This window comes from Tunturibacter empetritectus (genome assembly GCF_040358985.1).
Lineage (GTDB): Bacteria > Acidobacteriota > Terriglobia > Terriglobales > Acidobacteriaceae > Edaphobacter > Edaphobacter empetritectus.
In genome coordinates, this window is sequence record NZ_CP132932.1 from 3568371 (window position 1) to 3592693 (window position 24323).

At 59.4% G+C, this 24323-nt stretch carries 17 protein-coding genes and 1 riboswitch; of the genes, 7 read left to right on the forward strand and 10 right to left on the reverse strand.

Annotated features, from left to right (window positions below; genetic code table 11):
* The first annotated feature begins 13 nt into the window (after positions 1-13).
* Positions 14-751, forward strand: a complete 738-nt coding sequence (locus RBB75_RS14745; RefSeq protein WP_353068508.1) for an SDR family oxidoreductase — start codon at positions 14-16, stop codon at positions 749-751.
* A 132-nt stretch (positions 752-883) separates the two neighbouring features.
* Here the strand turns inward: RBB75_RS14745 and RBB75_RS14750 are convergent, their stop codons facing one another.
* The 5 genes from RBB75_RS14750 to crcB form a co-directional block, all read right to left on the reverse strand.
* Positions 884-1300, reverse strand: a complete 417-nt coding sequence (locus RBB75_RS14750) for a cobalamin B12-binding domain-containing protein (RefSeq protein WP_353068509.1) — start codon at positions 1298-1300, stop codon at positions 884-886.
* A gap of 75 nt (positions 1301-1375) precedes the next feature.
* Positions 1376-3883: a zinc-dependent metalloprotease gene (locus tag RBB75_RS14755; RefSeq protein WP_353068510.1), complete on the reverse strand. Its 2508-nt coding sequence runs from the start codon at positions 3881-3883 to the stop codon at positions 1376-1378.
* A 29-nt stretch (positions 3884-3912) separates the two neighbouring features.
* The gene (locus RBB75_RS14760) at positions 3913-4698 is read right to left on the reverse strand and encodes a glycosyltransferase family 2 protein (protein ID WP_179637490.1); all 786 of its coding nucleotides are present in this window, start codon (positions 4696-4698) and stop codon (positions 3913-3915) included.
* A gap of 134 nt (positions 4699-4832) precedes the next feature.
* On the reverse strand, positions 4833-5171 hold the full coding sequence (gene cyaY / locus RBB75_RS14765; RefSeq protein WP_179637491.1) for an iron donor protein CyaY: 339 nt from the start codon (positions 5169-5171) through the stop codon (positions 4833-4835).
* A gap of 28 nt (positions 5172-5199) precedes the next feature.
* Entirely contained in the window at positions 5200-5622 is a 423-nt protein-coding gene (gene crcB / locus RBB75_RS14770; RefSeq protein WP_353068511.1) for a fluoride efflux transporter CrcB, read from the reverse strand.
* Positions 5623-5656: 34 nt separating this feature from the next.
* Positions 5657-5722, reverse strand: a riboswitch (Fluoride riboswitch).
* Positions 5723-5951: 229 nt separating this feature from the next.
* Here crcB and RBB75_RS14775 point away from each other — a divergent pair.
* Entirely contained in the window at positions 5952-8636 is a 2685-nt protein-coding gene (locus RBB75_RS14775) for an ABC transporter permease (RefSeq protein WP_353068512.1), read from the forward strand.
* A 96-nt stretch (positions 8637-8732) separates the two neighbouring features.
* Here RBB75_RS14775 and RBB75_RS14780 read toward each other — a convergent pair whose 3' ends face one another.
* Together RBB75_RS14780 and RBB75_RS14785 are read right to left on the reverse strand one after the other, a co-directional pair.
* A complete protein-coding gene (locus RBB75_RS14780; protein ID WP_353068513.1) occupies positions 8733-10598 on the reverse strand; it encodes a TIGR03118 family protein in 1866 nt (621 codons plus the stop codon).
* A gap of 209 nt (positions 10599-10807) precedes the next feature.
* Entirely contained in the window at positions 10808-11272 is a 465-nt protein-coding gene (locus tag RBB75_RS14785; RefSeq protein WP_179637495.1) for a single-stranded DNA-binding protein, read from the reverse strand.
* A gap of 450 nt (positions 11273-11722) precedes the next feature.
* On the opposite strand from RBB75_RS14785, the gene RBB75_RS14790 reads away from it, so the two are divergent.
* Both RBB75_RS14790 and RBB75_RS14795 read left to right on the forward strand, forming a co-directional pair.
* Positions 11723-12793 (forward strand): hypothetical protein, encoded by a 1071-nt coding sequence (locus RBB75_RS14790; protein ID WP_353068514.1) that lies wholly within the window; start codon positions 11723-11725, stop codon positions 12791-12793.
* A 7-nt stretch (positions 12794-12800) separates the two neighbouring features.
* Entirely contained in the window at positions 12801-15938 is a 3138-nt protein-coding gene (locus RBB75_RS14795; protein ID WP_179637496.1) for a sensor histidine kinase, read from the forward strand.
* A gap of 14 nt (positions 15939-15952) precedes the next feature.
* On the opposite strand, the gene RBB75_RS14800 is transcribed toward RBB75_RS14795, so the two are convergent.
* Complete coding sequence (locus tag RBB75_RS14800; RefSeq protein ID WP_179637497.1) at positions 15953-17266, reverse strand: NCS2 family permease; 1314 nt, start codon at positions 17264-17266, stop codon at positions 15953-15955.
* An 87-nt stretch (positions 17267-17353) separates the two neighbouring features.
* Here RBB75_RS14800 and RBB75_RS14805 point away from each other — a divergent pair, with 87 nt between their 5' ends.
* Entirely contained in the window at positions 17354-17851 is a 498-nt protein-coding gene (locus tag RBB75_RS14805) for a cupin domain-containing protein (protein ID WP_353068515.1), read from the forward strand.
* A gap of 93 nt (positions 17852-17944) precedes the next feature.
* Complete coding sequence (locus tag RBB75_RS14810; RefSeq protein WP_353068516.1) at positions 17945-19000, forward strand: HoxN/HupN/NixA family nickel/cobalt transporter; 1056 nt, start codon at positions 17945-17947, stop codon at positions 18998-19000.
* A gap of 127 nt (positions 19001-19127) precedes the next feature.
* Here RBB75_RS14810 and RBB75_RS14815 read toward each other — a convergent pair whose 3' ends face one another.
* Both RBB75_RS14815 and RBB75_RS14820 read right to left on the reverse strand, forming a co-directional pair.
* On the reverse strand, positions 19128-20960 hold the full coding sequence (locus tag RBB75_RS14815) for a hypothetical protein (protein ID WP_353068517.1): 1833 nt from the start codon (positions 20958-20960) through the stop codon (positions 19128-19130).
* Between the two features lie 153 nt (positions 20961-21113).
* Positions 21114-22475, reverse strand: a complete 1362-nt coding sequence (locus RBB75_RS14820) for a Gfo/Idh/MocA family protein (RefSeq protein WP_434557157.1) — start codon at positions 22473-22475, stop codon at positions 21114-21116.
* 195 nt (positions 22476-22670) lie between these two features.
* On the opposite strand from RBB75_RS14820, the gene RBB75_RS14825 reads away from it, so the two are divergent.
* On the forward strand, positions 22671-24305 hold the full coding sequence (locus tag RBB75_RS14825) for a phytoene desaturase family protein (RefSeq protein WP_353068519.1): 1635 nt from the start codon (positions 22671-22673) through the stop codon (positions 24303-24305).
* The last annotated feature ends 18 nt before the right edge of the window (positions 24306-24323 follow it).

Here is a 24323-nt window from a genome sequence, read left to right on the forward strand (position 1 = left end):
GAGGTGAGGTTGGATGAGTACTGACAAGAAGATTGCGCTGATTACGGGTGGGAATAAGGGAATTGGCCTCGAGACGGCTCGGCAGCTTGGGAAGCTTGGGATTACGGTGCTGATTGGCGTTCGCGATGAAGCTAAGGGTGAAGCTGCGGTTACAGAGCTGAAGAAGGATGGCGTCGAAGCGCGGGCGGTGAAGCTTGATATGGATAATTCGGCGGACTATGCGGCTGTGGCGAAGTTGATCGAGAAGGACTATGGACGGCTGGATATTCTGGTCAACAATGCCGGTATTTTTCTCGACGGTCGGAAGGGAAATGAGACCACCAAGACCTCGAAGGAGATTCTGCAGAAGACTTTTAATACAAACTTCTTTGCAGTGGTGGGGCTGACGCAGGCGTTGCTTCCTCTGTTGAAGAAGAGTCTGGGTGGGCGGATCGTAAATCTTTCGAGCATCCTGGGTTCAAATACGCTGCATGCAACGCCAGGATCGTTTATCTACGATGCGAAGACGTTTGCTTATGACGCTTCGAAGGCGGCGCTGAACTCGTTTACGATTCACCTTGCGCATGAGTTGAAAGATACGAAGATCAAGGTGAACTCGGCGCATCCGGGGTGGGTGAAGACGGAGATGGGCGGCGAGGGCGCACAGCTCGACATCGAGACCGGTGCCAAGACCTCGGTCGAGCTGGCGACGCTGCAGGACAGCGGGCCGAATGGTGAGTTCCTTCACCTTGGCAAGGCATTGCCCTGGTAGGTGCTTTGTCCTGCCGGACGGGCCCACTGCGCGTGGGGCGGCCACTTCGTGGCGTGTATACCTTGTTTGGGCAGGTTATCGGCGCGGAACCTCCCGTTGGTCGGCACTGACTCTAGTTTGCGACCAAGTTTTTCAGAGTGCAAAAGTTCGAGGTTTTACGTTTTCGCGGATGAAGGTGATGGTGGTTTCAAGCGGCGTTCCCGGTCCGAAGATGGCCGAGACGCCGTTTTCTTTTAATTTCGGCTGGTCCTCGTCGGGGATGGTGCCCCCCAGGACTAGGAGGATGTCTTCGGCCTTCTGCTCGCGGAGGAGAGCCGTGATGCGGGGCACGATGACGTTGTGGGCACCGGAGAGGATGGAGAGTCCGATGCAGTCGACGTCCTCCTGGATGGCGGCGGAGACGATCATCTCGGGGGTCTGGCGGAGGCCGGTGTAGATGACTTCCATGCCGGCGTCGCGGAGCGCGCGGGCGATGATTTTGGCGCCGCGGTCGTGGCCGTCGAGGCCGGGTTTTGCGACGAGAACGCGGATTGGAGGCTTGTTAGGCATTAAAGAGCGAGTATATCTGTGTGTTGCGAAGATTGGACAATGCGGCGCATGACTGAGATAAGTTGTCTGGTTGAACTAGAAGTTGTCTTCGTCGCCGATGGGCATGCCGGGTGGGGCTTCGATGGGTTTAGCGGGGATGAACTTGGCGGGGTCGCGGTTGAAGTCGTTGATGCGGTCGATGAGGGCGGCGCGGTGGATGGCTTCGGCGGTGTCGGGTAGCGGGGCCGCGGTGGTCCACTGCTTGAGGAGATCGTTGAGGTGGGAGCGGGCGATGGCGCGAGCTTGCGTGGAGGCTTGCGGGTTGACAGCGAGAGAGAGCATCGCTTCGAGGGCGCGGAACTCTACGGCGCGTTCTACTTCCGAAGACATGGTGTGTCCGCCTTCTGGACGCTCGGCGGTGGTCTTGGAGATGGCTTCGAGGACGCCGCGGAGTGAGGGGGCGTCGGCGAGGCGCATGTGGTACTGGACGAGGCGCGAGGCGCGGGCTGGGTCGAGTAGGACGTTTAGGGTGAGGTCGGCGGCGGACTCGGCGGGGGCGATGGGGTCGAAGGTGAGGCCGGTCTCGGAGGGGAAGGACTCGCGGGTGCGGGGGAGGCCGGGTGGGCGTGGTGGGAGGATTTTGAGGAGGGTCTCGGGCAGGGTGAGGGTCTCGGGGGAGAGAGTTTTGAGGACGGCGGTGAGGGCTTTCTTCTGCTCGGCGGAGGAGACGATTCCGGGGTTGGGTTGGCCGTCGCCGCGGAGGCTGTAGCGGTAGTCGAGGCCGCCGATCTCTTTGATGGTGGCTTCGGTTTGGTAGCGGTGGAGAAGGTAGAGGGGGACGAGGGTGTCTTCGAGCTGCGCCATGGGGGTGCCCGTGGTGATGGCGTTCTCGTTGAAGCGGGCTAGGGCGGCGGTGCGGATGGTTAAGATGCGGTCGAGTTCGTCGGCGGGATCAATGCCGTTGTCCCAGAGGTGAGCATGGGGGTGCGCTCCGCCGAGGGGGCGCGCGTCTTCATCAGTGATGTAGAGGAGGCCGGTCTTTTCGCTGGCTTCGAGGATGTTGTTTAGAGCGGCGGGGTCTTCGGTCGGATGTTTATTGGTATCGAATTCGCGGTAGCCGTAGTCGATGGCGACCTTGTCCCAGATGCCGATGTTGACGCCGTAGCTTTCGGTGAGGCTGGGGATGCCTTCTTTGTTGAGGGTGATGTAGGGATGGGGGTAGTCCATGACGGAGACGGACTCTTCGGGGGTGTGAGGGAAGGAGCTTGCGGCGAAGTTGTGCGCGAGGCCGAGGGTGTGGCCGGTCTCGTGCGCGGCTAGCTGGCGGGTGCGGGCTAGTGCCATTGCCAGCATGGGATCGGTTGATGGTGGGAGTGGCTTGCCGTTGACGTAGGGGCTGAGGAGGGCTTCGGCGATGAGGTAGTCCTGACGGCTACGGAGGGAGCCGAGGGTGACATTGCCTTTGATGATTTCGCCCGTGCGTGGGTCGGCGACGGCGGAGCCGTAGCTCCAGCCACGGGTGTAGCGGTGGACCCACTGGATGATGTTGTAGCGGATGTCCATGGGGTCGGCGTCGGCGGGGAGGATGTCGACGCGGAAAGTGCCTTTAGCCCAGCCTGCGGATTGAAAGGCCTGATCCCACCAGCGCGCGCCTTCGAGGAGAGCGGTGCGGATGGGCTCAGGGGCGCCGCGGTCAACGTAGTACTGGAGGGGGGTGACGGCTTCGCAGCTTTGTTTGCAGGATGGATCTTTTTTGATGAGGCGGTGGCGGATGATGAACTGCTGGTCTAAATTCGCGCCTAACGGCGCCGCGTAATCTCTGTAGGTGGTGGGGAAGTAGCCGGCGCGGGGGTCGAAGCGGCGAGGGGTGAAGCCGGGGCCGGGGAGTTCGATGAAGGACTGGTGTTCGCGGAGGGTTATGGCGTGGGGGTCGGGCGTGACGTTGGTGACGAACTCTGCTTTGGTGGGGTCGTCGGTGGTGAAGGTGAGGATGGATTCTACTTCGGTGTTTTTGGGGAAGGCTTTGGTGGCGTCGAGGGCGATGGTAGAGCGGTCGGCGTCAAGTTTGTAGGTGCCTTGCTTGGTGGTGGTGAGGGTTTCGGCTACGCGGTGGGCGTCGCGGAGGTAGAAGTCTGTCGCGTCGATGAGGACGGCGCCGCTGGGGTCTTCGGCCTCGACTTTGAAGCCGTAGAGGATGGACTCGGGGAAGGATTGGCGGACGGCTAGTTGCTCGAGTGGGTCGGTGGAGCTGGAGCGGAAGGATTGGTTGGGTTCGACGAGGAGGACTTTGGGGCCAGTGCGCTCGAAGTGGAGGATCTCGCCGGAGGAGATCTGGCCGCGGTCGAGGCCGAGGTCGTTGGAGCCGGTGCCGTAGGGGAGGGAGTGGGTGTAGAGGAGGTCGGGGCTGCGGCCGGAGGGATCGAGGTGGGGAATCTCGAGGTAGAGCTTGCCGGCTTTGGCGTCCCAGTCGAGCGGGAGGTAGCCGTCGAGGTGCTTCATGCCGGAGGTCTTGGCGGCGATGGTCTGCGCGGAGATTGTAACCGGAATAGCTGCATAAAAAAATGCGGAGATGGCGAGGAGGGCCAGGGTCATGCGTTTGGGCATGGTTTTGTTTTACACCAGAGCGCGCGGGGCTAACGAGAGCGAGCGGTCTGCCAGGCCTTGGCGTACTGCCAGCTGGTGTAGGTGGAGTGGTAGAGGTGGAGCAGGAGACCTTCGCGGCCGTCGAGGAAGCCGAGGCGGAGGAGATAGTTTCGGAAGAAGGTTAGGGTGGGGAGGATGAGGACGTTGTGGAGGAGTGCGAGGCGTGAGTAGCTGGTGTGGCCCTTTTCGATGACGGTCTGCGCGCCGAGGGTGCTGTAGCGGTTGAGGCTTTCGATGTAGCTCTCGAGGGTGGGGTAGGCGTGGTGGACGATGTCGTGTTTGAGGGTCTCGGTGATGCCGTCGAGGGCGATGGTCTCGTGGACGGGGCGATCGGTAAAGCGGGCGGGGGGCGCGAAGTTGGCGGAGTGGCGGCGGAAGAGGCGGAGGTGGGGATCGGGATAGAAGCCGCCGTGACGGATCCAGCGGCCGAGGAAGAGATTGCGTCGGCGGAGGAGGTAGGCGTCGGCGGTGGGAGAGGCGGCGAGGAGAGCGCTGATCTCGGCTTGCAGCTCGGGGGTGAGGGCTTCGTCGGCGTCGAGGGAGAGGATCCAGGTGCCGGTGCAGCGCTCGATGGCGAAGTTCTTCTGTGCGGCGAAGCCCTGCCAGGGCTCGAGGAAGAGCTTGGCCTTGAATTCGGCGGCGATCTCGAGGGTGCGGTCGGTGGAGCCGGAGTCGACGACAATGATCTCGTCGGCGAATTGAACGCTGGCGAGGGTGCGGGCCAGATTGGCCTCTTCGTTGAGCGTGATGATCGCTACGGACAGCTTCGGCGTCATGATGGCTATCCCATCCTCCCAAGTACGGGAGCGAAGATCTCTGGTTGTGCTTTATGCTCAGTGGCCGGGATGGCCGCTTGAAGGGTTTAGTTTATTACGATTTTTGCGAGTTGGAGATTCATTTTTTCTACTTCTCAGGGGAGGGTGATGGTGGCGTCTTTGAGATGCTCGCGGAGGAGGCGCTGGGTGAGGGTCTTGAGGTTTTCTCCGGTTTTGGTGAGGGTGAAGGCGGCGGTGGCTTCGGCCCAGTCTAGTTTAAAGCTGGTGGATTGCGCGGAGATCCAGACCTGGCGGATGGGCGTGTTGGGCGTGATGACGAACTTGCTGGAGCCGTTTTCGAAGATGATGTTCATGACGCCGTTGTTGTCTTCGAACTCGAAGCCGGCGCCGTCGTCTTCTGCGGCGATGAGGGACTGCTTGAGGGACTCGAGGGCTTTGTCGGATTCGCGGCGGAAGGTGGCTTCGTCGATCATGAGGTTAGTTTACCCGGTGTACTTTCTTTTAGCCGGTGTACTCTTCCCGGGCTGTTTCGGCGATGGCCTGGGCCGGGACGGTGCGGTGGGCGAGGAGATGGCCCGCGGCTACAGCGGCGACGCACAGGATAACGGAGAGAAAGATGTTGGCGAGGGCTCGGCCCCATGCACCGGATCGCATCAGGTCGAAGGTCTGCAGGCTGAAGGAGGAGAAGGTGGTGAAGCCTCCGCAGATGCCGATCATGACGAAGAGGCGGAGGTTCTCGGATGCAGGATAGCGGCCGCTTTGCAGGGTGAGGGTACCGAAGTAGCCGATGACGAATGACCCGAGCACATTGATGAGAATCGTGCCGAAGGGAAATCCGATGCTGTAGGTGAGTGTGAGACGCGTGATGGCGTAACGCAGCAGGCCACCCAGTGCACTGCCGATTGTGACCCAGAGATAGGACATCGTCTGCCTCGTTGTTCCTCAGATTGCGAAGATCGAATTGGCAGAGGTCATCAGCCGGGTGTTTACGGCGGTTTTGGGAGACCTCATTCCCATGCTTCTATCGTAGCAGTGTTTATCAGTCTTATGATTTGCTTGCAGAGAGGCTTCTGAATTTGAGGGTCTTCCCGCAGTCTTTTTGAGATACCTATTGCTATGCCATAGGGGAAGTGAGAATATGTATGGGTTGGCAATAGGAGCGGTCCATTGAGAGTCAGCAAGACTACGATAAATGCAGGACAGTGCACACTGGCTCTGGTCTCAGGTTGCTTCTCTATTGTGGAGGAGGTTTGATGCGAAGGCTGCGCGCGTTCTGGATGAGGGTTTTTGGGGCTTTGCGAAGTGGGGGTAGAGGCACGGAGTTGGCCGACGAACTGGAGAGCCATCTTCAGATGCACATCGAAGATAATGTCCGGTCTGGGATGTCGTCAGAGGAGGCGCGACGGCAGGCTTTGATTCGGCTTGGGGGATTGGAGCAGACGAGGCAGGCCTATCGCGAGAGACAGGGGCTACCTGGTGTCGAGACGCTGTGGCAGGATGTTTGGTTTGGCCTGCGTGTGCTGGGGAAGAGTCGTGGATTTACGGTCGTGGCGGTGCTGACGCTGGCGCTGGGAATAGGAGCGAACACGGCTCTGTTTTCGGTTATCAATGCGGTGCTGCTGAATCCGCTTCCTTATCCTCACGCGGAGGAGCTGCTTACAGTCCATGCAGCAAAGCAGAACTTCAATGAAGGCTCCATCTCCTACCTGAACTTTCGCGACTGGCAGCGTGATAACAAGACCTTGAGTGCGCTGGCTGTTTCGCGGGGCACCGGGTACATCCTGACTGGTACAGGCGCTTCGGAGGAGGTGCGAGGAGAGCTTGTCTCTTCGGACTTCTTTTCTCTTCTGGGAGTGAAGCCGGTGGCGGGGCGGCTGTTTGCTCCCCATGAGGATGAGATTGGGCAGAGTCCTGTGGCTATGATCAGCGCGGGGTTCTGGAAGCGGAAGCTTGGAGGGCGGCCTGATGCGATCGGGAAGGCGCTCACGCTGGATGGACGTGACTACATTGTTGTCGGGGTAATGCCTGCGAGCTTCAACCTTGCGATCAATAACTTTCGTGCCAGTGATATTTACGTGCCGATCGGTCAGTTTCAAAATCCTGCGCTAAGCGATCGGGCCGCGGGGCTTGGCATACACGGTATCGCGAGGCTGAAGCCTGGAGTGACGCTGGAGCAGGCGCAGGCGGATATGGAGAGAGTCTCGCGAGGCGTTGAGGCGGCTTTCCCGGCAGAGGATCAGGGGATTCGTGCCAGGCTGGTGCCGTTCAAGGAGTCGCTGGTACGCGAAGTACGCCCGCTGCTGGTGGTCTTGATGGGGGCTGTCGTGTTTGTGCTGCTGATTGCCTGCGTCAACGTTGCGAACCTGTTGCTGGCGAGATCAAATGTCCGCGCACAGGAGTTTGCGGTGCGGTCGGCTCTGGGAGCAAGCCGGGGACGGCTGCTGCGGCAGTTGCTGACGGAGAGTCTAATTCTTTCCGTGCTGGGTGGAGGGTTGGGCCTTGTGCTGGCTGCTGTGGGAACGCATGTGCTAGTGAAGATGGTGCCGCAGGGACTGCCGCGAGCTGCGGAGATTCATCTGAACTGGCTGGTGCTGTGCTTTACGGCGTTGATCTCGCTGGCTTCGGGGACGCTGTTTGGTTTTGCGCCTGCGATGAGGATGTTTAAACAGAATGTACAGAGCGCGCTGAAGTCCGGGGGACGCGGGACAGGTGTCGCAAGCCACCGCATGCAGGACTCGTTGGTCATCCTTCAGATGGCTTCGGCTTTGGTGCTGTTGATCGGTGCGGGGTTGATGATTCGCAGCATGGTGAAGCTGTCGAACGTAGACCCAGGCTTCCGGTCGAAGGGCGTGATGACGTTTGGTCTTGAGGCTGCGCCGGAGATGAAGGGCGCTAACCCCGATGCGGTGCGAGCCTATCTGCGCGAGGCGCGGCGGAGGATCGCTCTTACGCCTGATGTTGAAGCGGTATCGTTTTCATGGGCCGCGCTGCCGATGATGTCTGATGATGAGCAGTTCTTCTGGCTGGAGGGAGAGCCGAAGCCGGCAAGCCAGAATACGATGCGTTCGGCGATACGGTATCTGGTTGGAGCCGACTATCTGCGGGTGATGGGGATTCCTTTGCTGCGGGGCCGATTTCTGTTGGACACCGATGATGAGAAATCGGAGCGTGTGATTGTGATTGATGATGTGTTTGCGCGGAAGTTTTTCGGGGATGCCGATCCGATCGGCAAGCGCATTGCTCTGGATCAGTTTAATGATCCGGCGCTGGTGGTGGGAGTTGTGGGGCATGTGAATCAATGGGGGCTTGATAGCGACCTGGCAAGTTCGCTTCGTGCCGAGACGTACCAATCCATGCTGCAGTTGTCGGAGGTCCAGTTGAGTATGGTTGTCCACGGAATGGACACGGTGGTCCGTTCGAAGTCCGGTGGTACTCCGAGCTTCAAGAGCATCGAGAGATCGGTAACTCAGATGAATCAGGAGCAGGTGGTTTATAACCCGGAGACGATGGAAGACGTTATCTCCGACACGCTTGCTACGCGGCGGTTCGCGATGATTCTGCTGGCGGTGTTTGCAGGTACAGCGCTGGTGCTGGCGAGCATTGGGATGTATGGCGTGATCTCTTATCTTGTGGGACAACGTTCGCGCGAGATCGGGATACGCATGGCGCTGGGAGCGGATCGCAGGGATGTGCTTCGATGGGTGCTGGGGCGCGGCAGCAGGCTTGCGCTGATCGGCGCCGGGTGTGGATTGATCGTTGCGCTGGCGCTGACTCGGACGATCGCAGGTTCCTCATTGCTGTATGGGGTGCGGCCTTATGACCCGTGGACCTTCTTCGTCGTAGTTGTGGTGATGATGGGAGTGGCTTTGGTGGCCTGTTATATTCCGGCGCGACGAGCGACACGGATTGACCCGATGACGGCGCTGCGTACCGATTAAGCCAAGGCAGCGTAGAAGGGAAGACAGTTTCAGAACGAGCGGACAAAAAATCGGCCGCCCAATGTGCAGGCGGCCGTGAGGAAGGACCTCTGTTGACTACTGCACGGTGAGTGCAATGATCGTGTTTTGTGTGAGGCTGCCGGAGGTGGCCGTAATGGTCACCATCTGCAAGCCAGACGGGGTGCCGGGCGTTGCCGGAGTTGTTGGCGCGGTGGGAGCCGGTGCGGAGGCGACCGGTGTCGTGGCGGCGTTTGAGGAGCCGGAGCAGCCGACGACGACGCCAGTAGAGAGGATAAGAAGCGCGAAGAGACTCAGCAACTGCAAGGGATGAGAGTTGCCGAGGGCGCGTCTGCGGGTGAAGACAAGGAGAGAGCCAAAGGGCAGGAGGAATGCAATCGTGATGCCGGTTGTGTGTTTGGTCCAGGGGGTGTGCTTCTGGAGATGCGCCATGCTGGCTGCGGTCTGGATGGTGACAGTGCTGGTAGCTGCTGCCGCGGGCGTGACGGAGAGAGTGCTGGGGGAGAAGGTGCAGGTGACGCCGACCGGGCCGCTGCAGGATAACGACACGTTGCCGGTGAAGCTGTTGGTTGGAACGACGCTGATGGTTGCCGTAGTCGATTTGCCCGCAGTGACAGTGGCGGCAGAGGTTGAAGCACTGAAGCCAAAGGCTGCGGGGGCGGTGGAGGCTGTGGTGTTGGCGATACCGGCGAAGAGACCGTGGATTTCGTTAGTGAGACCAGCGGCGATGTAGAGCGTGTTGGGATCGCCTGCGCCTGCAGGGGTTGCGTTGCTTTCTCCGAAGACGATCTCCCAGAGGGATGGGAAGGAGAGAGCCTTGCCGTTGGCGTCGGTGAGTTGGCCGAGGAAGGCGAAGGTGGTGGGGTTGTAGACATTGATGAGGCCATCGCCGAAGTTGCCGATGAGGAGGTCGCCGCCGAAGACGCCGAAGCCTGTGGGAGCGATGGCGACGCCCCAGGGCGCGTTGAGGTTGCCGCCGGTGACGGCGCGGGATACAAAGTTGCCGTTAAGATCGAATACGTCGACGATGCCGTTACCCGCGCCTACGGTCTGGACGTAGCTGGTAGCCGCGGCGCGTGGTCCGGAGGCGGAGACGGCATAGGGTCCGACGATTGGCGAAGGGGCAGGTGCGGGAGTTGGGGTTGGTGTGGGGGCGGGTGCTGGAGTGGGTGAAGCAGGGGAAGAGGTGTTGGTGCTGCGAAGGGCGTAGGTGACGAAGACCTGGTTGCCGATGACGTGCACGGCAAAGGGCGCGTAGTTGGCGGGGAGGTTGGTGTCGGTGAAGGCGCCGGCGAGTTTGGCGGCGTGGAAGTTGGTGTCATAGATCTCGATGTCAGAGCCTGCTCCGAAGTTTGCAGCAAGGAGGAAGGTTCCTGTGGTGTTGGTGAGGAGGGCGATGTCCGTGTAGTCGGCGCCCGCTGCGTTGTTATTGACAGCGATCTGGGCAACGCTGTTGGTGGTGCCGAGAGCGGAGTTCCAGCCGCTGATGGTTCCGTCGATGGTGGAGAAGAGGAAGGCGGCAGCGGAGCCGTTGGGCAGCTTGAAGTTGGTCTTAGAGGTGCTGAAGATAGTACCGGTGGGAGAGCCTGTGCCGGTGCCAGCGCCGGTGGGGATGGTTACTTTGAAGGGGATGGTTCCGGTCGCTGTGGCGAGGTAGTCGAGCCCGGTTGCCTGGGTGTTGATCCAGAACGCGGGCCCGATGGAGACGCCCCAGGGATTGATGAACTGTGGATCTGTAACGGTGGCGGTTACCGATCCGTCGGACAGGATGTTGGTGGTTTGATAAGAGCCTGCGGTTTGTGCTGAGGCCGCAACGGTAAGAGACGAGGTTGCGAGGAGAAGAGCAAGAAGATTTTTTACGTTCGATCGGATTTGAGTGCGAAGACCGCGACGCGAGGTGAGTTTGTTTGTGGCAGGGGCCGTTGAACAAGATTTGCTGGGCATGATCTTTCTCTTTTCTCTGCGTGAGGCAGAATTGCTTGCCGGTGAAGACGGGTCCGGTCAAGTTGAAGAGTAGAGAGAGCGGGGAGGGGAGTTGTCAGCAGGAGGTCAGATGCGAGTCTTTTAATTGCATCATGTGAAGTCGTATGGAGAAGGACGAACCGGCCTGCACCGCTCCTCTTTGGGAGGAGCGGTGCAGCGAAGAAGCGATTTTAGAACGGAATGTCGTCGTCGGTGATGCCTACGTCGGCGTAGTCGGGCTGGCTGGACGGGGTGCGCTGGTCGTAGCTGGCTGTGTTGGACTTGGAGTAGCCGCCGGCGGAGGCACCTTCGCCAGCGGGTTTGCCGCCGAGCAGGGTGAGTTCGTTGCAGAGGATCTCGGTCTTATACTTCTTCTCGCCGCTGGTCTTATCGTCCCAGGAGCGGGTCTGGATCTTGCCTTCGATGAGGATCTGCGAGCCTTTTTTAACGTAGTCGCGGACGACCTCTGCGGTGCGCTGGAAACAGACGATATTGTGCCACTCGGTCTTGTCGGCCCAGTTGCCTTGGGCGTCTTTTTGCCGGTCGGCGGTGGCGAGCGAGAAGCTTGCGACGGTCATGCCGCCGGCTGTGGCGCGGATCTCGGGGTCTTTGCCGACGTTGCCGAGGAGGAAGACTTTGTTGACGCCTTTTGCCATGTGAAGAACTCCGGTTTTGTTTACGAAAGTGAGGTGGCTGCCCTGGGTGGTGTTTCAGGTGCGTGCCGTGGAACGCTGCCCGAAGGCACTTTGGTGCATAAACTGTATCCGCTTCGTGTCGAAGCTGCGGATCTTCTACAACGATCCAACCGCATCTACGTGGGCGGAAGACCATATCTTACACCATGCGAGGGTGGGCTTTCGCTGGTCCGAAATCCTCACTTGCCGAGGCTGTTTGCGCCCTGAGAGGCCATGAAATTGTGGTGTTTTTTGTGTTGGGGTGCGTGCAAGGAAGATCGCACCGGCTGTGTGGGAGGGGAGAGGGGGATGGACTATCATTGCTATCTCAACGAAGAATAATCCCCGGGGGTTCCAGTGGGCCAGTCTTATGCGATCGCTTTCAGAGATGGCTTTTTCTTCCGGTGTCTTCCGGGATATCGCTCTGGCGCGGTGTTGTCCGTTGTGATGGGCTATGCGATTTGCCTTACGGTGTCTCTGCTTTTGCTGACCGGGTGCCGCTCCGGGCAGGGCGTTGCGGGTCCGACGGTGGAGTTTACGAAGATTCCTCCCGCCGCGCAGGGCGGCCGAGAACGGGTCGATACAGTCTCGGGACGTGTCCATGGCGCGCGGCCTGGCCAGCGGATCGTCATCTACGCGATGAGCGGACCGTGGTGGGTTCAGCCGTGGCCGGATCAGCCGTTTATTCCTATCCAGGCCGACTCAACGTGGAGTGCGACGAGTCATCTTGGGTTCAAGTATGCCGCGATGCTGGTGGACCCGGGATATCAGCCAGCGCCTACGATGGATGTAGCTCCGGCGGCCGGCGGTTCAGTGGTGGCGCTGGCAATTGTCGATGGTGTAGGCAAAGCTCAAATTGCGCCGACGGTGCCGATTAAATTCAGCGGCTATGACTGGGGAGTTCGAACGATTGCATCGGATCGCGGAGGACTGAATCTTCCGTATGAGGGCGATAACGCATGGGTCGATCCGGAGGGAGCGCTGCATCTTCGCATCAGAAAGAAGGGGAACAAGTGGTCTTGCGCGGAGGTGGAGATGGCGCGAAGCCTGGGATATGGAACGTATATCTTTACGGTGCGAGACACGGCTCACCTGGAGCCGGCTGCGGTTCTGAGTTTGAACACCTTCGACGATTTTGGAGGAGAGCAGAACTACCGTGAGGTGGATGTTGAGATGAGTCAGTGGGGCGATGGGACGAGCAAGGAAAATGCGCAGTTCGGCATTCAGCCTTTCTATGTTCCGGGCAATGTGGCGCCGTTCACGGAGCCTGCGGGGAAGTTGACTCACTCGTTTCACTGGGAGCCTGGGCGCGTGAAGTTTGTGACGGTGCGCGGAGACTCAGCTGACAAAGGCGCTCCGGTGGCGGAGCATGTCTTTACCTCGGGCGTGCCGTCGCCTGGCCACGAGAAGATGCAGTTGTTGTTCTACGTGGTTGCGAGCGATAAGTATCCGATGCAGAAGGACAGCGAAGTTGTTCTGGAGAAGTTCGAGTATCTTCCGTGATGGGGCTATGAAAGTTTATCGGCTGGTCGGAAAATTGGTGGCCGTGCTGGTTGCGATGTGTTTTGCCCGGACGGTTTATGCGGTCGATCCGAATCGGGCTATCTCGCAGTACATGCGGGAGAACTGGGGGCTTGAGAGAGGTTTTATCGGGGGGGCGGTAAGCTCGATCGCCCAGGGGCCTGATGGGTATCTGTGGGTCGGGACGGAGAAGGGTCTGTTTCGCTTCGACGGGATGAGCTTTCAGGAGTTTCAGCAACAGGCTCCGACGGCGCTTCCGATAGGACCTGTTCAAGAGCTGATTACCGACTCTCAATCGAATCTGTGGATACTGCTGACGAATACTACGATCCTGCGATATCACGCCGGGATGTTCGACCCTGGGCACAGCCAAGCAGAGGTTGGAATTACATCGATTGGGCGGCGCAGGGATGGCTCGGCGCTTCTCTCGTCGTTGGCCCTGGGGCCGCTTGGATATCACGCAGGTAAGTTCGATGTGCTGACTGCAGCGCAGGCGCCGGGGAGGACCGATCCTGCTCAGGCGGCGGTGATGAACGATGAACTTTCGAGCCGGTTAAGCTGGGCAACGGGCGTGGCGACTCATCGATTCGCCAAGCCGAATACTTCGGTGACGGCGATTGCTGAGACCAGCGATGGCGTTGTGTGGCTGGGGACGCCCGATAAAGGTCTCTTCTACCTAGGAGGCGGGCAGATTCACGACATAGCACCTCGGGTAGAGGGAAGGATCAACTGCCTGCTTCCGATGCAGAACGGAGAGCTGTGGATTGGAACCGACAGAGGCGTTCTGCGCTGGACGGGGTCGAAAGTTACTCGCGAAGGCGTGCCCTCGGAGCTTGGGAAGGTGTCGGCTCTGTCGGCGATTCGCGACAGGGATGGAAACATCTGGATCGGCACGTCTCATGGACTGCTTCGATTCAACGCGCGCGGTGTCTCCTCCGATGAGGACGATACGGTGGCCTCCAATCTGGCGGTGAACTCTCTTTTTGAGGATAGAGAGGGGGATCTGTGGATTGGGACGCCACGAGGTTTGGAGAGGCTTCGCGACAGCACTTTTGTGAGCTTTGCGGTTGACGAAGATTTGCGATCGACCAGCGGTGGTCCGGTCTACATCGATTCGGGGGAACGCACTTGGTTCGCTCCTCTCGACGGCGGATTGCGTTGGCTGAAAGATGGAGTGGCCGAGAAGGTTACGGCAGGGGGTCTGGACAGAGATGTGGTCTACTCCATCACGGGAAGCCAGGATGAGTTGTGGGTGGGCAGACAACGGGGCGGACTTACGCGGCTGCGTGTTGCCAAGGGCGGCTTCGAGACAAAGACCTACACGCATGCGGACGGACTGCTTCAGGACAGCGTGTACGCGGTTCATCAGAACCGCGACGGATCGGTGTGGGCTGGAACACTCAGCGGCGGGGTCAGTGAGCTGAGGGACGGCAAGTTTACCTCGTACACGACGGCGAATGGAATGCCCTCGAATACGGTGACAGCGATGGCGGAGGGGGCGGACGGAAGCATGTGGGTCGCAACGCCGGTTGGCCTGACTCAGCTCTTGCATGGCCAGCTGCGAACCTACACAGAGACGGAGGGATTGCCCTCACCGGATATCAATTGTCTGCTCGAGGATTCGAATCACGTGTTGTGGGTTGGGACGACATCGGGCCTCGCGTATTTTAGTGGCGGTGCGGGCCATATTCCACGCAATGTGCCGGTGGCGTTGCAGGAGCAGATCTTCGGAGTGGCGGAGGATACCAACGGATGGTTGTGGGTTGCGACCTCAAATCGCGTTCTGAGAGTGAGGCGGGATAAGCTGCTGAACGGTTCGATCGCGGAGGGCGACGAACGGGAGTACGGGACGACCGATGGCCTGAATGGAGTCGAGGGGGTGAAGAGGCAGCGGTCCGTTGTCGAGGATTCGCTGGGACGGATCTGGTTTTCGATGAACCACGGGCTCTCGGTCGTCGATCCGATTCGAGCTGCGCGGGGCGCCGCGCTGGTTCTGGCGAAGATCGATGCCGTTGCTGTCGATGGAGATCTGGTTGATATCAAGACAGCGGTTCGTATCCCCTCGGCTCGCCAGCGGGTTACGTTCGGTTTTTCCGGTGTAAATCTTGCACTGCCGGAGCGGGTTCGATACAGGTATCGTCTGGATGGATTCGATCGAGGCTGGAGTGAGCCGGTCGAAGTGCGGGATGCCTTCTACACCAACCTCGGTCCGGGGTCTTACAAGTTTCGCGTAATCGCCGCGAACAGCGATGGGGTCTGGAATCTGGATGGGCCATCGCTGGATCTTACGGTTGTTCCGGCGTTCTACCAGACGAGTTGGTTTCTGCTGTTGTGCGCGGCAGCGGTGGCAGCCGTGGCTTGGGCTGTTTATCAGTGGCATGTCGGACAGGTGACTTCGCGGATGGACCTGCAGTTTATCGAGCGGCTGTCGGAGCGAACGCGAATTGCTCGCGAGCTGCACGATACTCTGCTGCAGAGTTTTCAGGGGTTGATTCTTCACTTCCAGACCGCCCGGGATCTGATTCCGAGAGATCCGTCGGAGGCGGAGAAGAATCTTGACTCGGCTCTGCAGAGCGCGGACCAGGCGATGGTGGAGGGGCGAAACGCAATCTATGACATACGATCCTCTACGTTGGTCGACCACGATCTCGCGCACATGATCACGGCGCTGGGAGAAGAGTTAGGCGGCAGTCTCAGAGAGGGAATGAGGCCTGGGTTCTCTGTCGTCGAGGAGGGTACTGCAAAGCCACTGGATTCGATCTTCCGGGACGATATTTACCACATCGTTCGAGAGGCGCTGCGGAACTCCTTCAAGCATAGTGAGGCGCAGAAGATCGAAGCGGAGATTACGTATGGGAAGAGGCTGCTGCGCGTGCGGATTCGCGACGATGGGAAGGGAATCGACCGGAAGGTTCTGGAGCAGGGAGAGCGCGCGGGCCACTGGGGACTGCCTGGAATGCGAGAGCGTGCAAAGCGGATTGGCGCGCGGCTGGCGGTTTGGAGTGAGGCTGGTGCCGGGACGGAGGTAGAGCTCAACGTCTCCGGCTCGCTCGTCTACGAATCAGCTTCTCCTCAGCTTCTGTCTCGACTCTTTCGCAGGAGTGGAGCCAGAGATAAAGGGTTGTGACTGGCAGGCGTGGCTTATTTGCGGATGAGAAAGACAAAGCGGAGCAGGAAGAGTGTGGCGAGGAGATAGAGCATCCAGTCCTGACGGCGGGCGCGGCCGGTGAGCAGTTGGAGGAGGGCGTAGCTGGTGAGGCCGAAGCTGAGGCCGTCGGCGATGGACCAGGTGAGTGGGATGGTCGCAACGGTGAGGAAGGCGGGGATGCCGATCTGCGGATCGTCCCACTCGATCTCGCCAAGGCCGGTAAGCATGAGGCCGCCGACGAGGATGAGCGCGGGCGCTGTGGCAAAGGTGGGTATGGCTCCGACGAGTGGTGCAAGAAAGAGCGAAAGAAAGAAGAGGATGCCGGTGACGATAGCTGTGACGCCGGTGCGACCTCCTGCGGCGACTCCTGCGGAGGACTCGATGTAGCTTGTGACGGTGCTGGTGCCCGCGAGGGAGCCGAGGATGGTGGAGCTGGCATCGGCGAGGAAGATGCGGTTGAGGCGGGGAATGGTGTGGTCGGGGGCGATGAGGCCGGCGCGCTGGGTGACGGCGACAAGCGTGCCGATGTTGTCGAAGAGGTCGACGAAGAGGAAGACGAAGATGATCTCGAAGGCTCCGATGTGGAGCGCGCCGAGGATGTCGAGGTGGAAAGCCGTGGACTTGATTGCGGATAGGTCGTAGTGCGTCGGTTCCCAGTGGACCTGATGGCAGAGAATGCCGAGGAACGTGGTGGCGAGGACGCCGATGAGCATGGAGGCTCGCACGCGGAGTACTTGCAGGATTGCGATGAGCAAGAGGCCGAAGATTGCCAGCGCAGTGCCTGGAGAGCGGAGATCTCCGAGGGTGACCGTGGTGGCGGCGCTGGGAACGATGATGCCCGCGTTGCGAAATCCGATGAAGGCGATGTAGAGGCCGATGCCTCCGCCGACTGCAGCGTGCAGCTGATGAGGGATGGCTGCGACAAGGCGTTGCCGGATGCCAGTGAAGGTGAGGGCGAGGAAGATGATGCCCGAGAGGAAGACCGCGCCGAGTGCCGTTTGCCAAGGGACTCCCATGCCGAGGACAACGGTGTAGGTGAAGTAGGCGTTGAGGCCCATGCCGGGCGCGAGGGCGAGCGGGTAGTTGGCGATGCTTCCCATGAGGATGCTGCCGAAGGCCGCGCAGAGGCAGGTGGCGGTAGTGACGGCGGCGAGCGGCATGCCGGTTTTGCTGAGCAGCGATGGGTTCACGAAGATGATGTACGCCATCGTGATGAACGTCGTAAGGCCGGCAAGGATTTCTGTTCGCCAGTTGGTCGCATGTGCAGAGAAGCCGAAGTAGTGCTCCAGGCGAGTGCGGAGGTGCATCAGGTCAGGGCTCCTGTGAGGCGGGAAACTAGAATGGATGGAGTAGTACCAGCATAGCGTGAGAGGGCTTGGATGACAGCAGAGGATGTGAAGAAATTACTTGGGTTGCAGCCGCATCCGCGCGAGGGTGGGTGGTACGTGAGGACGTACGAAGCTACGGAGAAGGTGGACGCCAAAGCGTTTGGCGATAAGAGATATGCAGGGACGCGACGGACTGGAACTGCGATCTACTATCTGCTGGAGCCGGAGACGTTCAGCGAGATGCACCGGCTGAAGTCGGATGAGGTGTTTCATTTTTATGCCGGGGACGCGGTGGAGATGCTGCAGCTGGTCGAGAAGGGGAAGGGCCAGACAGTCGTGATCGGGAACGATCTGTTGCGAGGCCAAAGGCCGCAGGTGGTGGTGGAGCGTGGCGTGTGGCAAGGCTCGCGCCTGGTAGCGGGAGGACGCTGGGCGCTGCTGGGGTGTACCGTGAGCCCCGGATTTGAGTTCGAGGACTATGACGCCGGAGAACGTAAGGAGCTGTGTGAAGCGTGGCCCGAGTTTGTTGAGGAGATTACGGCTTTAACTAGAGTTGTTCGCTGAGTTGGATTCTCTCTTTGAAGATGTTTTCTCCGGCGGATGAGACGCTGCTCTATCTGATGTTGTACCGTGATTCTATTGTTTGATAAGGACTGAATGAAAGATCTGCTTAGCGGCGTGCTTGACCATATTGCGGCCAATACCAGGCGCAAGGTCCTCGCTATTTACAGCCTTTTGCTGCTGATGAATGTTGCCGCCTGGATGTGGGCTTTTCTTGCGTTTCGACACTATCCGGTGTTGCTGGGTACGGCGTTTCTGGCTTACAGCTTCGGCCTTCGTCATGCGGTGGATGCCGATCATATTGCAGCGATCGACAACGTAACGCGGAAGTTGATGCAGGAGGGCAAACGTCCTGTCGCAGTGGGATTCATGTTCTCGCTCGGGCACTCGACGATTGTAGTTCTGGGGTCGATTGCGATCTCGGCTACAGCACTATCGCTGCAACATCGGCTGGATGCCGCGAGACATATCGGCGGAGTGGTTGGGACGCTGGTCTCGACGCTGTTTCTCTTCGGAATCGCGATCGTGAATATGGCCGTTCTGCGGTCGGTGTATCTTGCTTTTCGGCGGGTTCGCCGAGGGGAGCGCTATGTTGAGGAGGACTTCGATCTGCTGCTGGGCAGCCGCGGATTTCTGTCTCGTCTCTTTCGGCCAATGTTTGCGTTGATCCGGCACAGTTGGCACATGTATCCGCTCGGCATTCTGTTTGGCCTTGGATTCGACACCGCGACGGAGATTGGGTTGCTTGGCCTCTCGGCCTCCGAGGCCGCCAGAGGGCTGTCGCTGTGGTCGGTTCTGGTGTTTCCTGCGCTGTTTGCGGCGGGCATGTCTCTGATCGACACCACGGACAATATCTTGATGTTGGGCGCGTATGGGTGGGCCTTCGTGAAGCCGATTCGCAAGATCTACTACAACATGACGATCACGTTGATCTCGGTGATCGTTGCAATGATGGTGGGCGGCATCGAAGCGCTCGGACTGATGGCGGACCAGTTTCACTTTCATGGGACGTTCTGGTCCTGGGTCGGCACTCTCAATGAAAACTTTGGCACACTAGGCTACGTCATCATCGGACTCTTTGCTTTGAGCTGGATCGTCTCGATCTGGTTCTACAAGTGGCGCAGGTTCGACGAGTTGGAAGTGAGTACATAATTTTCTTCGACGCCTGAGCCTGTGAGAGCTGCACTTTTTTAGATAATGCGAAGGAACAAAAACTTGAGGGACAGCATGAACTTTGCTGCCCCTCAAGAATGATGGATGCACGTTTGTGCTTTTGTGCTTACGGGTAGAGCACGACAGGATTCAGGCTGCCTCCATTGCTGCTGTTGGCGGTTGCGCCTTGCCCGTTGATGACATGGGTGATCTGCCCGCTGCCATTCAGGAAGACGGTCCCGACGTCATGAATCGCGATTCCACTTTTGTCGGGGACGGTCATCGCGTTGTCTTCGATGATGTTGATCCCTTGGTTGAAGAAGGAGTAGATGCCCAGGCCGTACGCCTGATGGGTGGTCGCTGAGTTGGAGACGACGTAGGACGGATAGCCATTGGCAGTGCCATCGGTCCATGCGCTCTGGCTCGGCGGATCGTAGGGCAGTTCACTCTGGTAGAAGATGGTTTCGCCGCCGCTACCGTTCCACAGCACCTGCTCCTTCTGGTAGTGCTCCACGGCGAGGCCGGTTGCGGTGACGTTATCGCCGTTGACGACCAGGCCGTGATCCGCGGTGTTTACGATCCAGCCGACGCCATTGCCGTGGTCCGCGCGCCATGCCCAGATGTCGTCGAGCAGAACGTCGTTGCTGTTGATCTCGATACTGGTAGTGGCGCTTCCAACGGTGGCTCCGCCGATCCGGATGAAGACATCGCTCAAGGACGACGGATTTGAAGCGTGATTCCCGAAGAGATTAAATCCGAAGCGGTCATCCAAATCTCTCAGTCGGGAGCAGCCTAACTGAATCAGCGCGGAGGAGTTGACGGGACCGGCATCGACGATGAGACCGGCGATCTCGACTCCATCTACATCCGTGACGGTGAGCGCTGGTCGACCAGTCTGCGGAACAAGCGTGGCAAAGCCGAGGCCAAGCACGATGGTGTTGGGATAGAGGACGCGGATGGTGTCTTTGAGTTGATAGACGCCCGGCGTGAGGATGAGACTTTTGCCAAAGAGTAGTGCGAGATTAATAGCTTCTACGTTGGTCGAGGGAGTCGCGATGAAGAAGTTGTTGATGGACCTTGAATGGCCGGGCGTGCTTGCGCTCGACCAGCTGACACCGGACGAGTTTTTCTGCAGCTTGGGAACAAAGACCTTGTAGTTGCCGTCGCTGTCGCTGTAGAGGAATGGTCTCTCGCGGCTGACCGGCGTGCTCGGAAGGGTCGTGTAGGTAGGATTCGGATAGCTTTGCGCCGGCGCACCTGTGACGCCGGAGAAGACTTGGTTCCAGACTCCGTTCGACCAGGTGCCGATGTTGCTGTTGCGTACGTAAAACTGCTGCTGAGACCCATTGACGATGGAGCCGGTTTCAGAGTCGGCGATGAAGCCTCCGCTCGCATACGAGGGGCTTGTGCAGTAGTCCATGAGCGTGCTGTTGCCGGTGACATGGACGCGACGCATCGGGGCGGCCTGCGATACGGCCCAGAACTCGCCGGAGTAGCAGCCAAAGTTCGGCGTGTTGACGTTGATCGCGAGGTTCGATAGCGACCGCCAGAAGTTGTCGAGTGCGGTGCAGCCATTGCTGTCGCACTGATTGTAGACATCAATGGAGCCGTTGATGACCACATCGTCCGGCGAAGCGCCCAATCCGGCGACCTCAGTGTAGAAGCCTACCTTGAAGTTGAGGGGCGTGGCGGCGCTGCCGTAGACACCGGGCTTGAATAACAGGGCATAGCGCTGAGTTCCGAACTGGTTGCTTATTTGCTGATTGGAGATGGAGTCAACCGTTGCCTGAATCTGGCTCGTCGACATGCTGGGGTCGAAGACGTAAACGTTGGGGCCAAGGTTGGATGTGTTCTGAGCGACGGCTGAACTGGTGAGTGCACCTGCGGCTAAAAGAAGTGTTCCGATGAGGCGGGCGAAGGCTGGCTTCGCAGGGATAGATTTGCTTGCTCCGTATGTCACGTTGGCAACTCCGTACGCATGGGGTGGATTGCGCCGGCAACAATAGTCTGGCTTCAGTCGCTTGTCAATCAAGGAGTGTTGACTGTTTTCGCCCTATAAAAACGTTTCAGCTTGTCATCTTTTTGCAAAGGATTCGCGTGTTTAAGATTGACTTTATAGAAGCTTCATCGCTTCCGGATCCCACTTCACGACTTCGCCGCGCTCCATGCTCAGGTTACTCAGCAGGGCAGCGCCGGCTGCGCGGAAGCCAAACACCGCATCTTCCACGACAGGCTTCCGCGTGCGAACCGCAGAGAAGAAGTTGCTGAAGTGGTCGTAGCTGTCGCTGTATCCGGCGGGAGCTACAAATTTTTCAAACCCAGCGGATGGACCGCCTGATGGATGCGTGACCGGATACTTCTGCCGGTAGTCTTCAAGGATGCGCTTTTGCATCGCATCGGTAAAGGTTCCGATCGTATAGCCGGGTTCTTTCTGGAGAGGCACTCGGTTGACGCTGACGGTGTTTCCTGCGATCTCCATGGTGCCCTCCGATCCGGTAAAGATCAGGCCTTCACTCTCCTCGCCGCCGTCGACGAAGTTTACGCGGAGGCTGAGGTTGAATCCTTCCCGGTAGTCAAAGAGGCCAAGCATCACGTCGGGGACGTCGCGGCCATCCTTCCAGAACCGCAGGCCACCGGTTGCCATCGCTCGCGTGGGGCCATGTGAGCCAGTGATAAAGTGAGTGCCGCTGAAGAGGTGCACGAAGAGATCGCCGGCTACGCCGCTGCCGTAGGCCTTCCATTTACGCCACTGGAAGAAGTGCTCGGCGTTGAAAGGGATTTTGGGCGCAGTCCCCTGAAAGCGCTGCCAGTCGCAGGTTTCGGTCGATGCGTCGAGCGGCACGGTGTAGTTCCATGCACCCATGGAGGAGTTGCGATCCCAGCGCGCAGTGACCATGTTGAGCTGGCCGATGGCGCCTGAAGCCAAAAGCTCCTTGGCCTTCGCGTAGATGATCGAACTTACCCGCTGGCTTCCGACCTGGAGGATGCGGTTTGTTTTGCGGGCGGTCTCGATGATCTCGGGCCCGTCGGAGTAGAGGTGAATCATCGGCTTCTCGCAGTAAACGTCTTTGCCCGCGTTCATGGCGTCGACGGCTGCCTGCTTGTGCCAGTGGTCCGGTGTGGCGATGAGGACGGCGTCAATATCCTTGCGGGCCAGGATCTCCTTGTAGTCACGTGTTGTGAAGAGATCGCTGCCCCATAGCTCTTTACTGCGCTCGAGCCTGCCGTCGTAGCAGTCTGCTACTGCCACCAGCTTCGCGCCCGGAACCTGCACGGCGGTCTTTGTATCGCCTTGACCCTGAATGCCCGCCCCAATCAATGCGAACTGGATGTGATCGTTGGCTGGAACCGGCGCGGCGGGGCTGGTCTGAGCTGTTGTGAGCGCATACATCCTTGATTCCAGCAACTTCGACCCCAGCAACGTCTCCGCGGTTGCTGTTCCCGCGGCCTTCAGGAAATTTCTACGGTTCAACACGTGCCCCTGTCCTCGCATGATGAAGTTGACCACTACTTGCAACCATATTCTCCGCTAAAGATTTTGTCTCGCAGGGGAGACCAGGGAAGCGGAATGCTCCATGGCTGCGCTGGCTGGTTGCAGCTCGCGGACTGTGTCAGAGCACCGATCTGTTTTTGCTTTGCTATTAGAACTGCGAAGTGGATACTGGCCTGTATGTCTGCGACAGCGGCTATCTTGGGGAAAGTCGGGCTTCCGTTGCCGCTCAAAGAGATTGCCGCGCGTCACTGGGATGCAATCGTTGTAGGGGCGGGCCACAATGGGTTGGCATGTGCGACGTACCTGGCGCGGGCAGGTCAGCGCGTGCTTGTGCTTGAGAGCCGCGAGCGAGTCGGGGGAGCCTGCACGGTGGAAGAGCCATTTCCCGGTGTCCGCATGTCCCCCTGTGCGTATCTTGCGGGGCTGCTGCATCCGCTGGTGATCGAGGAACTCGATTTGTCGAGCCGCGGCTTTACGTGGACGCCCGCCGTCAACGGACTGTTTGTGCCGTTTTTGGATGGCAGCAGCATTCAGCTTTGGGATGATGACGCGCGATGTGAAGAAGAGGTTCGCCGCTTCTCGCCGCGCGACATTGAAGGCTGGCGCGCGATGAACGACGTAGTCCGTCGATTGCGAGATGCGCTTCGTCCGGCAGACGGCATCCTTAGCGACAATCCATCCGCGGGCGGGCGCGATCTGTGGATTGGCGATGCGCCCACACAAGAGCAACTCGAAGATCTGCTCGAGGGTGACGCCGAAGCGCACCATCTACTCTTCAGCTGGTCGATGGCGGAGTTTGTCGAGCGCTATCTTGTCGATGAGCGGTTGCAATCGGCGTATCTGGGGCAAGGCGTGATCGGCACCAACGCGAGTCCATTCGATGCCGGCACGGCCTCCATTCGGTTCCATCACTCCTCCGGTCGGCTCGGCGGCATGCCGGGGATGTGGGGTTATGTGAAGGGTGGCATGGGGATGGTGTCGTTTTACTTCTGCGATGCTGCCCGCGAGGCTGGAGCCGTAGTGGCCACGGGCGTCAACGTGGCGCAGATTCTTCCCGGCGAGGGCGTACTGCTGGAAGGTGGAGAGCGCATCACCGCGCGGGTGGTCGTATCCAATGCAGACCCGATCCGCACCTTACGAATGCTGGATAGCGGCGCAGACCCAGCCTGGGCTGCCAGGGTGCGCTCGGTGCCGATCGAAGGATGCACCGTCAAACTGAACGTATTGCTTCGCGAACTGCCGAACTTTACCGCTCGACCGGGAGTTGACGAGCCGCATCACTACGGTCAGATCAACGCTCCGTTGACGAAAGCGGAGTGGAAGGCCGGCTATGCAGCAGCTCGTGCGGGATCCTTTCCGGAGCAGCTCTGGTGTGAACTTTACTTCCAGAGTGTGCACGATGCGACCGTAGCTCCATCAGGTTTGCACACCATGAGCGTCTTCGCGCAGTATGTTCCCTACAAGTTTGCGTCAGGCAGTTGGGAGGAGCGTCGCAGCGTGGCAAAGGCTCTGGCGTTGCGCTCGATTGGTCGCTATTGCAGCAATCTGCAAGACGCCGTTGTCGACGCGCAGGTGATGGGACCACCTGACATCGAGCAGAAGGTCGGCCTCACCGGCGGGCATATCTTCCAGGGCGAGTGCCTTCCTGCCTATATGTGGAGCAAGCGCCTCGCCGCGAGAACTCCGATGAAGGGCGTCTACCTCTGCGGCGCTTGTACCCATCCTGGCGGCAGTGTGATCGGCATCAACGGGCGCAATGCTGCGATGGCGGTGCTCCGCGATCTGGATGGCGAGATAGCACGAAAGGTGTAGTACACTTACGAATCTTTA

What these genes read in the sequence shown, in the direction of transcription:
- RBB75_RS14755 (WP_353068510.1), bottom strand. Translation starts at nt 3,883, where the DNA reads ATGCCCAAACGCATGACCCTGGCCCTCCTCGCCATCTCCGCATTTTTT.
- RBB75_RS14780 (WP_353068513.1), bottom strand. Translation starts at nt 10,598, where the DNA reads ATGCCCAGCAAATCTTGTTCAACGGCCCCTGCCACAAACAAACTCACC.
- cyaY (WP_179637491.1), bottom strand. Translation starts at nt 5,171, where the DNA reads ATGATCGACGAAGCCACCTTCCGCCGCGAATCCGACAAAGCCCTCGAG.
- RBB75_RS14745 (WP_353068508.1), top strand. Translation starts at nt 14, where the DNA reads ATGAGTACTGACAAGAAGATTGCGCTGATTACGGGTGGGAATAAGGGA.
- RBB75_RS14775 (WP_353068512.1), top strand. Translation starts at nt 5,952, where the DNA reads ATGCGAAGGCTGCGCGCGTTCTGGATGAGGGTTTTTGGGGCTTTGCGA.
- RBB75_RS14760 (WP_179637490.1), bottom strand. Translation starts at nt 4,698, where the DNA reads ATGACGCCGAAGCTGTCCGTAGCGATCATCACGCTCAACGAAGAGGCC.
- RBB75_RS14800 (WP_179637497.1), bottom strand. Translation starts at nt 17,266, where the DNA reads ATGCACCTCCGCACTCGCCTGGAGCACTACTTCGGCTTCTCTGCACAT.
- RBB75_RS14750 (WP_353068509.1), bottom strand. Translation starts at nt 1,300, where the DNA reads ATGCCTAACAAGCCTCCAATCCGCGTTCTCGTCGCAAAACCCGGCCTC.
- RBB75_RS14825 (WP_353068519.1), top strand. Translation starts at nt 22,671, where the DNA reads ATGTCTGCGACAGCGGCTATCTTGGGGAAAGTCGGGCTTCCGTTGCCG.
- RBB75_RS14785 (WP_179637495.1), bottom strand. Translation starts at nt 11,272, where the DNA reads ATGGCAAAAGGCGTCAACAAAGTCTTCCTCCTCGGCAACGTCGGCAAA.
- RBB75_RS14795 (WP_179637496.1), top strand. Translation starts at nt 12,801, where the DNA reads ATGAAAGTTTATCGGCTGGTCGGAAAATTGGTGGCCGTGCTGGTTGCG.
- RBB75_RS14810 (WP_353068516.1), top strand. Translation starts at nt 17,945, where the DNA reads ATGAAAGATCTGCTTAGCGGCGTGCTTGACCATATTGCGGCCAATACC.
- crcB (WP_353068511.1), bottom strand. Translation starts at nt 5,622, where the DNA reads ATGTCCTATCTCTGGGTCACAATCGGCAGTGCACTGGGTGGCCTGCTG.